At 60.8% G+C, this 10,234-nt stretch carries 5 protein-coding genes; 4 read left to right on the forward strand and 1 reads right to left on the reverse strand.

The features are described 5' to 3' along the window. Window positions 1-33: 33 nt before the first annotated feature. Window positions 34-2,655, reverse strand: a complete 2,622-nt coding sequence (gene clpB / locus ONB52_08650; protein ID MDZ7416213.1) for an ATP-dependent chaperone ClpB — start codon at window positions 2,653-2,655, stop codon at window positions 34-36. An 825-nt stretch (window positions 2,656-3,480) separates the two neighbouring features. On the opposite strand from clpB, the gene ONB52_08655 reads away from it, so the two are divergent. The 4 genes from ONB52_08655 (at window position 3,481) to ONB52_08670 (ending at window position 9,953) form a co-directional block, all read left to right on the forward strand. Continuing rightward, window positions 3,481-4,380, forward strand: coding sequence for a toast rack family protein (locus tag ONB52_08655; protein MDZ7416214.1), 900 nt, complete (start codon window positions 3,481-3,483; stop codon window positions 4,378-4,380). Between the two features lie 24 nt (window positions 4,381-4,404). Further along, the gene (locus ONB52_08660) at window positions 4,405-6,834 is read left to right on the forward strand and encodes a PP2C family protein-serine/threonine phosphatase (GenBank protein MDZ7416215.1); all 2,430 of its coding nucleotides are present in this window, start codon (window positions 4,405-4,407) and stop codon (window positions 6,832-6,834) included. A gap of 193 nt (window positions 6,835-7,027) precedes the next feature. After that, window positions 7,028-8,206 (forward strand): hypothetical protein, encoded by a 1,179-nt coding sequence (locus ONB52_08665; protein ID MDZ7416216.1) that lies wholly within the window; start codon window positions 7,028-7,030, stop codon window positions 8,204-8,206. A 91-nt stretch (window positions 8,207-8,297) separates the two neighbouring features. After that, a complete protein-coding gene (locus tag ONB52_08670) occupies window positions 8,298-9,953 on the forward strand; it encodes a carboxypeptidase regulatory-like domain-containing protein (GenBank protein ID MDZ7416217.1) in 1,656 nt (551 codons plus the stop codon). The last annotated feature ends 281 nt before the right edge of the window (window positions 9,954-10,234 follow it).

Below are 10,234 nucleotides of genomic sequence, written 5' to 3' on the forward strand. Positions count from 1 at the left end.
TGGCGGCCCACCGTGGGCAATGTCAGCCGCCGTTCATTTCACCTTTTCATAAATCAGCTTGTTGTCTTTGGCGTCGATGCGCAGCTTGTCTCCCTTGGCCAGCTCGCCGCTCAGGATGCGGGTGGCCAGCGCGTTGATGATTTGCCGCTGCATCAAACGTTTGAGCGGCCGCGCGCCGAACACCGGATCGAAGCCCTGCTCGGCCAGCAGATTCTTCGCCGCCGGCGTCAGGGTCGCTTCGATGCCCTGGCGTTGCAGCACGCCCGCCACCAGGCGTTTGAACTGGATGTCGACAATCTCGCGCAGGTGCGCGCGGGAGAGCGGATGGAACATGATGATCTCGTCCACGCGGTTGAGGAATTCCGGCCGCAACCGGCGGCGCAGCATCTCCAGCACCTCCTCCTTGGTGCGCTGATAGATGCGTTCCTGATTCTCCCCGCCGGCCTGCTCGAAACGCTGCATGATCGTTTCCGCGCCCAGGTTCGAGGTCATGATGATGATCGTGTTCTTGAAATTCACCACATGGCCCTTGCTGTCGGTCAGCCGGCCGTCATCCAGCACCTGCAGCAGAATGTTGAACACCTCGGGATGCGCCTTCTCAATTTCATCGAGCAGGATCACGGCATAGGGCCGGCGGCGAATGGCTTCGGTGAGCTGGCCGCCTTCTTCGTATCCCACGTAGCCCGGCGGCGCGCCGATCAAGCGCGAGACATTGAACTGCTCCATGTACTCCGACATGTCGATGCGCACTACCGCGTTTTCATCGTCAAACATGAATTCCGCCAGGGCGCGCGCCAGCTCGGTCTTGCCGACGCCCGTGGGGCCGAGAAAGATGAAGGAACCGATGGGCCGGGTTTCCTCACTCAGGCCCGCGCGCGAGCGGCGCACGGCAAACGAGACGGCCTCGATCGCCTCGTCCTGCCCCACCACGCGCTGGCGCAGGCGGTCCGCCATTTTCAAAATCTTTTCCTTTTCGCTTTCCAGCATGCGCGCCACCGGAATGCCGGTCCAGCGCGCCACCACTTCGGCGATGTCGGCTTCGGTGACCTCTTCATTCAGCAGCGCGCCGTCCTTGTGCAGCGCGGCCAGCTTTTCATTCAGGGCACTGAGCTGCTTTTCCAGGCCGGGCAGCGTGCCGTAGCGCAGCTCTGCAACTTTGTTCAGGTCGCCGGCGCGCTCGGCTTTCTCCGCCTGCTGTCTGGCCTGTTCCATCTGCTCCTTCACGCTGCGGATTTGTTTGATGGTGTCCTTCTCGACCTGCCAGCGCACCTTGAGCCGGGACGATTGTTCCTTGAGATTGCCCAGCTCCTCCTTGAGTTTGGCCAGCCGTTCCTTCGAGGCGGCATCGCTCTCCTTCTTCAACGCCACCTGCTCGATTTCAAGCTGTTTGATGCGGCGTTCGATTTCGTCGATCTCCTCCGGCATGGAGTCGATCTCGGTGCGCAGTTTGGCCGCGGCCTCGTCGATCAGGTCGATCGCCTTGTCCGGCAGAAAGCGCTCGGAGATGTAGCGGTGTGACAGCGTGGCTGCCGCCACCAGCGCGGAATCCGCGATGCGCACGCCGTGATGCACCTCGTAACGCTCCTTCAGGCCGCGCAGAATCGAAATGGTATCCTCCACCGAAGGCTCGTCCACCAGCACCGGCTGGAAGCGGCGCTCCAGCGCCTTGTCTTTTTCGATGTATTTGCGATACTCGTCCAGCGTCGTCGCGCCGATCAAACGCAGCTCGCCGCGCGCCAGCATGGGCTTGAGCATGTTGGCGGCATCCACCGCGCCCTCCGCGGCGCCCGCGCCCACCATGGTGTGCAGCTCGTCGATGAAGAGAATGATCTCGCCTTCCGCGCTCTCAATCTCCTTCAACACGGCTTTCAGGCGCTCTTCGAATTCGCCGCGATATTTCGCGCCCGCCACCAATGACGCCATTTCGATTTGAATGAGGCGCTTGTTCTTCAGCGACTCCGGCACGTCGCCGTGCGCGATGCGCTGCGCAATGCCCTCGACAATCGCGGTTTTGCCGACGCCGGGATCGCCGACGAGCACGGGATTGTTTTTGGTGCGGCGCGACAACACCTGCACCGCCCGCCGGATTTCCTCATCGCGGCCGATCACCGGATCGAGTTTCCCGCTGCGCGCCAGTTCGGTGACATCGCGGCCATACCGCTCCAACGCCTGATATTTGCCCTCGGGATTCTGGTCGGTGACGCGCTGTGTGCCGCGGATTTCCTTGAGCACCTTGAAAATGTTGTCGCGCGTGACACCCTGCTGCCGCAACAAATTGCCGGCCGCGCCCTGTTTCTCCTCTGCGATCGCAATCAGCAGATGCTCGGTGCTGACATACTCGTCTTTGAGCTGGCGCATCTCGGCTTGTGCTTGATTGAGTACGCCGGCCAGCCGGTTCGAAATGTAAATGCTGCCGACGGCACCGGCGCCGGAAACACGCGGCAGGCGCCGCAGTTCCTCCTCCAGCCGGCTTTGCAGCAGACCCAGGTTGGCGCCCAGCTTCTTCAAGATCGCCACCGCGACGCCCTCGCTGTCGCGCAACAAGGCCTGCAGCAGATGCTCGACTTCGATTTGCTGCTGCCCGCCCTCTGCGGCAAGCTGCTGCGCGGCGGTAATCGCCTCTTGCGCTTTAAGAGTGAATTTATCGAGAGTCATGATTTCTTCTCCGCCTTTCCGTATTGCATTTGATCTCTGCCAAACCCCACAGGATGACTTGACAGGAATGTTTGCGTTACCGCGTTCGCACGGAAATGGACAAAGAGTGTACCACTGTAATTTTCTGACAAGCTGGCAAGCAAAAACTTGCTATAAAATCAAAGATGACAGCATCCGGCAGACATCATGGCAGAGTATCACAGCCCGGCAAACTTGCCGGCGATTGTGGGGCTCTGGAAAAGTTACCAGGGCCACGAAGTTTGCGTAGCGCGGGCAAACTGCCCAATGCTGCCATACCCGTCAGGGTTGTTTTAAAAGTTGGCGTGCCAAGCTGAAGCTTTGCGTTTCAAAATTAGCTCGCGTGCTCAAGGCTTCACTTTTTTCCCACCAAAATACCTTCCCGTGAAATGTTTTTCCGTGTGAGTTTTGTTTTCGTGGACGGAATGTTTGTGTTTGGCGCCGAGAGCGATTCATACTTTCGCCCACGAAAATGAAATCCCGCGAAATATTTTTTTGTGGCACTTCGCTTTCGTGGGCGGAGTGCTTGTGTTTGACCCTGACGCCGATGAAGCGACCCTGTCCGGTGTTTGTTCCCGGACTTTGGCAATGTCGCCAATCCTCGTCATGATGCAACCGCCTGGCCGTTGCCTAGCCTCGTCGCCAAAGTCCGCCCCAAAAAATCCCTTGCGCTTGTCCCCGGCCGGTTGCAACTTGCCTTCCAACTTTTGGAATCACCCTGCGTAAAACCGAGCCGCCAAATCCTCTTGCCGTCTGCACGCGCTGAGCCTGCGACGATCCTCCGACCGCTTTTGTGTGAGGTGACCGATGCAGAAATCATGGGCGTTTTTGTTGCTGAGCCTGCTGCTTGCCCTGGGTTGTCGGGAAAGACCGGCCGACCGGGAGGCCGCCGGCGACCGCCGCCGCACCGCACGCCTGGAGAAGGACCACATGGTTGAGAAACAGACGATTCCACTCACGCGGCAACAGTCCCTGTATGTGGATTTGGAGTGCACCGCCGGCCGCCTGGAGCTGGTGCCGGCAGATTCCGGTGTGTTGGCCGAGCTGGAGTTTGCTTTCGCCCGCGAGCAGTTGCGCCCGACGGTCGATTTTGACAGCAGCGAGGTCGAAGCCCGCCTGCAAATTCGCAGCCCCCGTTTGCACAGGGACCAGGGGGATATCGACCGCCTGCGCGACAACCACTGGCGTTTGAAGTTGTCACGGCAGATTCCCCTCACGTTCGATATTGAAGGCGGGGCCTTTGATGCTTCGTTTGATTTCAGCGGCATGAAGGTGGCCGGCCTCAATCTCGATGTGGGTGCAGGTGAGCTGGACATTGCCTTCCGCGAACCCAACACCGAATCACCCAATCTGCGCATCAACTCCGGCGCCGCCGCCGTGGAAGCTCGCGGTTTGTGTTATGCCAACTTCCGCCGTCTGGTGTTCAACGGCGGTGCCGGCAAAACCGATTTGATATTTGACGGCAGTTACTCCGGCGAGGGGGAGGTTGACCTGAATTTCGGCGTGGGCGTCAACACCGTTTTGCTCAACCGTGAGCTGGGCGTGCGCCTGCGCAAGGAAGGCTCTTTTCTGGCGCCCATCAGCCTGCGCGCTTTCAACAAGCGGGGCGACACCTATTACTCCGAAAACTTCGAGAAGGCCGCGGCCAAACTCTTTTTCGACATCAAAATGGGCGTGGGTCACACCTCGATTCGCTGGATCGAGTGACCCCGGCCCGTTGCCGGCACCATCATGAATGCTGAAGCCAAGACTGCCTCCCCCCGCGAAAATCTCCTGCTCCTGCTGCTGGCACTCGCCGGCGCGGCGTTGTTTTTCGAGCTGTTCCAGCCGGTGACCCCCGCCGCGAAGCTCGGCCTCGAGCTCAACCGTGGCGAGGCGGAAAGCGCGGCGCGCGACTATTTGAAGACCCTGGACCACAACGTGACGGGCTTCGATTACAACGTCGCGCTGATCATCGACAACAAGCTGGAAAGCTTTCTGCAGGCGCACAACGTCACGGCGGCACAGCGGAAGATCATCACCCGCCATCATCCGGTGGCGGCGTGGGAGGTGATTTACCGCCATCCTGAAACCAGTGAACGTTTTCAGCTCCGGCTGTCCCCGCAGGGCGAGGTGTTTCATTGCGAGCACATGCTGCCCCCCAACGTCGCGGGCGAACGCATGCCGCTGGCTGCGGCGCGCCTGCTGGTACGCGACTTCCTGGTGCAGCACCGCGGCATCGACTGGCAGGACTACGAAACCGTCGACGCGCAAATGATCAAGCAGGAGGCGCGCACGGATCACAATTTCATTTGGGAAAACCGCACGCCCGCCACCGGCGGCCTGCGGCTGCGCTTGAAAGCAGTCGTGCTGGGGGACCGGGTCGGCGGCTGGATGCAGCAGGTGCAGTATCCGCGCGAGTTTTCAGAATGGTATACCCGTCGTCTCAATACCGCCAACTGGTTCAAGGCTGCCGAACAGATTTTGTTCATTCTCCTCTTTGTCATCAGCCTGGTGATTTTTGTGCTGCGTTTCCGCGCCGGCGAGGTGGGTTTGCGCAACGCCCTGCTGCTCGCCGGGTTCGCTTTCATCTGCGTGTTGCTGCTGGCCATCGACACCCTGCCGGCACAGGCGGTTGTCCGCGACGGCCTGCTCTCCGACAACCGCGGTTTCTTCATTTTTGCCACGTATATCAACCTGCTGCTGCTCACGCTGGCGGCCGCCGTCGGCATCTTCATTGTGTGGATGAGCGGCGAAACCTTCACCCGCGAAGTCTGGCCCGAGAAGTTGCGCGCGTTTGATGCCCTGTTCGCCGGGCGCATGTTCTTCCCCGAATTGGGCCAGGCTCTGCTGCGCGGCAGTGCCCTCGCCTTTGTTCATTTGGGCGCCAGTTATCTGTTGTTCCATCTCTTGGTGAAGCAACCCGGTCACTGGCTGGTGTCCGGGCCTTACGACGAGGAGGTTTTCGCGGCCTTTATGCCATTTGCCCTGCCGCTGCTGTTCGGCATTTATCACAGCCTCCTGCTCACCGCCTACGCTCCCCTGTTCACCCTGGGTTTTTTGCGGCGCAGATTTCATCATACGCTCCCCGCCCTCCTGCTCACCGCGTTCTTTTTTTGCAGCGTCTGCGACGGCACCGTCACCATTCACGATCGCTGGTTGCAGGCGGCGCTGGCGCTGGTGGCCAGTAGTGTCATCTACATTTTTTACCTGCGCTATGATTTGCTCACGGTGGCTGCGGGTCTGGGCATGGCCACGGCTTTGCCCGGCGCGCTGAGTCTGGCGCTGCAGCCCGACGGCCTGTTGCGCGCCGCGGGCATGGTGTCGCTCGGCTTGCTCGCGGGCCTGTTGCTCTATGGCTATGCCGCTGCCCGGCATGGCAAACCGGTGAGTGAACGCGCCATTACGCCGCGTTACGTGCGTTATCTCAGCGAGCGCGAGCGTCTGAAGATGGAACTCGAGATCGCGCGCAAGGCGCAATTGCGCATGCTGCCGCAGCACCTTCCCCGGATCGCCGGACTCGACATTGCCGCCTGTTCCGAGCCCGCCCGCGAGGTGGGGGGTGACTACTATGATTTCGTGATGCTCGACGAACAGCGCCTGGGCGTGGTGATCGGCGACGTCTCCGGCAAGGGCATGCCCGCCGCGCTCTACATGACGCTCACCAAGGGTTTTCTGCAGGCGCATGCCTCGCCGCACGCCTCGCCCGGGGAAATTCTCTGCCGCATGAATCGCGCTTTCTATGCCACCGCCGACCGCAACGTGTTCGTGAGTTTGTTCTATCTCGTCATTGATCCCGTGGCCCGCCGCCTGACCTGTGCGCGTGCCGGCCACAACCCTGTCATTGTGCACCCGCAAAATGGCGCCGGTGTGCGGTTGCTGCAGCCGCCGGGCATCGCGCTCGGCCTCGAACGCGGCGAAATTTTTGACCGCATCCTGCAACAGGAACAGCATATCCTGGCACCGGGCGACACCCTGGTGTTGTATACCGACGGCCTCACCGAAGCCATGAATCACCGCCGCGAAGAATTCGGCGAGCACCGCCTGCTCGAGGTGATCGCCCGCAACCAGCAGCGCCGCGCACCTGGCCTGCTCGACGCCATCCGCCAGGCACACCGAGAGTTCATCGGCCGCGAGGATCAATACGACGATTTGACCTGTGTGGTGGTGAAGCTGAGCTGACACCCTGTTGCCCTGATTTGCAAGAGCGGCCCGCGCAATCTCATGCAGGCAAATCCTGCGTAGTGCCGGGTGACTCCCAACCGGCTTGCCGCAGCATGAGTGCGAGGGCGGGTTTTCTATTGGTAACAGACCACGGGCGTCCCCGGGGCGATCCCGACCTCAACTTACATGTCTACTCGAGGAGGCAGCGGACATGGTTCCCCATTTGCGTGACGATTTCAACCGCCGTTTTACCGCCGCGCGCTATCAGCATTTCCTCGCCACGCTGACGCAGGCAGCCGGCTCCACGGTGGATTTTCGTGTGTGTGAAACCCCGGTGTTCCTGCCGCCGGCCATGCGGCTGGGCTTCCAGCAGGCGGCGCGGGAGCTGGTGCAGTTGATCAGTCAACCCGCCTACCTGGCGGCCTCGCAGGCCGCGGTGCCGCCCGCCTTTCACGTGCCGCACGATGACGATCATCCCCTGTTTCTGGCCATCGACTTCGCCGTCACGCGCGATGAGCGCGGGCAGCTTCAGCCCAGGCTCATTGAGCTGCAGGGTTTCCCCTCGCTCTATGCCTATCAGCTCGTGCTGTGCCAGAGTTATGTGCGCGCTTACGGGCTGGGCGAGTTGCGGTATTTGCCGGATGATTTGAGCGAGACGGAATACCTGCGCCTGTTGCGTCAGGCCCTGCTCGCCGGCCATGATCCGGAGAATGTCATTTTGATGGAAATCGAGCCGGAGAAGCAGAAAACCGCGGTGGATTTCGTCTGCACGGAACGCTTCACCGGGGTCAAAGCGGTGTGCATTACGCGCGTGCAGAAGCGCGGCCGCCGGCTGTTCTACCGCGCCAACGGCCGGGAGATTGCGATTCACCGCATCTACAATCGCGTCATCGTTGATGAGTTCGTCAAAAAGGGCCTGCCCATCGCCTTCGATTTCCGCGATGACCTGGAGGTGGAGTGGGCCGGGCATCCGAACTGGTATTTCCGCATCAGCAAATTTTCCCTGCCCTATCTCGACCATCCGGTGGTGCCGCGCACATATTTTTTGCACACGCTCGAACACTATCCCGAGCCGCTCAGCGATTACGTCCTGAAGCCGCTGTTCTCGTTTGCCGGCAGCGGAGTGGTGATCGACGTGAGCCGCGAACAACTCGATGCCATTCCAGCCGCCGAACGCCACAACTATATCTTGCAGGAGAAGATCAGCTACGCGCCCGTCATTCAAACGCCTGACGAGCCGGCCAGGGTCGAAATCCGCATGATGTTCCTCTGGCAGGACCGGCCGCGGCTGGTGAACTGGCTCGCCCGCCTGAGCAAGGGCAAGATGATGGGTGTTGATTACAACAAAAACAAGGAATGGATCGGTTCCTCCGGGTGTCTGTATGAATGAGGCCGGCGGGACAAACGGCATGTCCGCTCAATTCCGGCTGCCCGGACTTGCGCACCCCTTCATTTAATCAGGAGATAATCAGGAGATGTTTATGATGCGCTTTTTACGGTATGCTCCTGCCCTGCTGCTGGGTCTGCGTTGTTCTCTGCTGCTCGCCCAGAACACCCCCAATTTGCGGCTGTTAAGTGTGCTTGACCCCACCCCGGCTGCCGGCAATCCGGTGCGCTACAGTGAGGTCACGGGCTGCGGCGATTTGGCATTTCTCGCCGGCTGGAGTTTCGACGGCAGCGCGCGCAACGTGTATGTGTACGAGGTGAGCGATCCGGCTGCGCCGCGCCAGCTCGCGGTGGTGCCGAGCAGCGGCTCGGTGTATGACGTGCAGATGCACGGCCGTTATCTCTATGTGGCGGCGCAGAATCAAAACTACATCGATGTCTTCGACCTCCTCGACCCCGCCGCCCCGGTGCTGGTGCAGCACTTCGAGCCGCGCTCGCCCCGCATCAGCCCGCACACGTTTTGGGTTGCGGGCAATGCCCTGTACATCGCCGACAATTTCGCCGGCGGCATCAGTGTTTTTGACATCACCGACAAGACGAACTTCATCCGCAAGGGTGTGCTCAACAACGGCTTCGGCACCTCGCACGACAACACCGTCATCCGCGGCAGGCTGTATGCGGCTTTCATTTTCCAGCCGGCCGGGCTGTGGCTGGCAGACGTGCGTGAACCTTTCACCCCGCGCAACCTCGCCACGGCCTTTTATCCGGGTGCCGGCACGCATAATGCCTGGCCCACGGAGGACGAACGCTATGTGCTCACCACCGACGAAGTCGGCACCACGGCGCACAATCTCAAGATTTGGGACGCGCAGACGCCGGGCAGTCTCAACCTGGTGGCGGAGTATGAGACACGGCCGGGCGCGATCATTCACAACGTTTATGTGCGCGGCCGCTATGCCTACATGAGCTACTATTGCGACGGCATCCGCATCCTCGATATGCTTGATCCCCGGCGGCCCGTGGCAGTTGCAGCGTATGATTTGAACGGCAACGGGCCGTGCAGCGGCTACAGCTCGACCTGGGGCATTTATCCTTTTTCGCGGTATATCTACGCGAGTGACATGAATCTCGGCCTGCACGTTTTCGAGTTTGATCAGCATCCCCCCGCCAATCTTGTGGGCCATGTGCGGGATGCCGCCACGGGGGCCGCGATCGCTGGAGCTTGTGTCTATCTGCCTGATGAGTATGCCACCACCCGCAGCACGGCGGCCGGCAACTATGAATTGCCCTGGTTCAAGGATGGCGAAGTGCGGGTGGCAGCGGAGGCGCGCGGGTATCGCGGCGACACCCTGCGGGTCAATGTGACCGCCAGCGGCACCACCCGGCTGGATTTCTTTTTGCAGAAAAGTGTCACAACCGTTGCCGACCGTCTGGTGAAAAGCGCGCGGCGGGATTTTGTGCTGCTGCCGGGCTATCCCAATCCATTTTCAGTGACCGCCATGGCCGCGAAGGGCGGCGCCATTCAGCTCACCTACCGGTTGCCGGAGTTGGCACCGGTGCGGCTGGCGGTGTGGAACGCGCTCGGCCAGCGAGTGATTACGCTCGTCGATCAGGTGCAGAATGCCGGGGAGTACAAAGTCCGTTGGAACGGTCGGGACGAAGCCGGCCGGCAACTGAGTGCGGGGGTTTACTATGTGAAGTTGCAGGCGGGGGCGCAGGTGCGGCAGCGGAGAGTGACGGTGGTGAAGTGAGCAAGCAGGTGAGCTGCTGCACAATCACGGGAGATTGACGATGACACGTATCGGCATTCTTGGGCGGATCATACAATCTGCGGCGTGGGGGCGTTTCCCAATGCCGTTTGGCGTTCGCTGGAGAGCCAGCCTAGTTTTGCCAGTCTTTGCCAGGCGTATCCCCTCGGTGAACCGCATCTTTCCTCTTGGTGAATCGCTGCGTATCTTTGCGCAAAATTCACCAGGAGGAGTCCCATGTGGTCTCGCAGACGGCGGGTGTGTCCCGCGGCGCGTCTTGCCCT

It is taken from the genome of candidate division KSB1 bacterium (assembly GCA_034506255.1).
In the GTDB taxonomy this organism is placed as follows: Bacteria; Zhuqueibacterota; Zhuqueibacteria; order Zhuqueibacterales; family Zhuqueibacteraceae; genus Coneutiohabitans; species Coneutiohabitans thermophilus.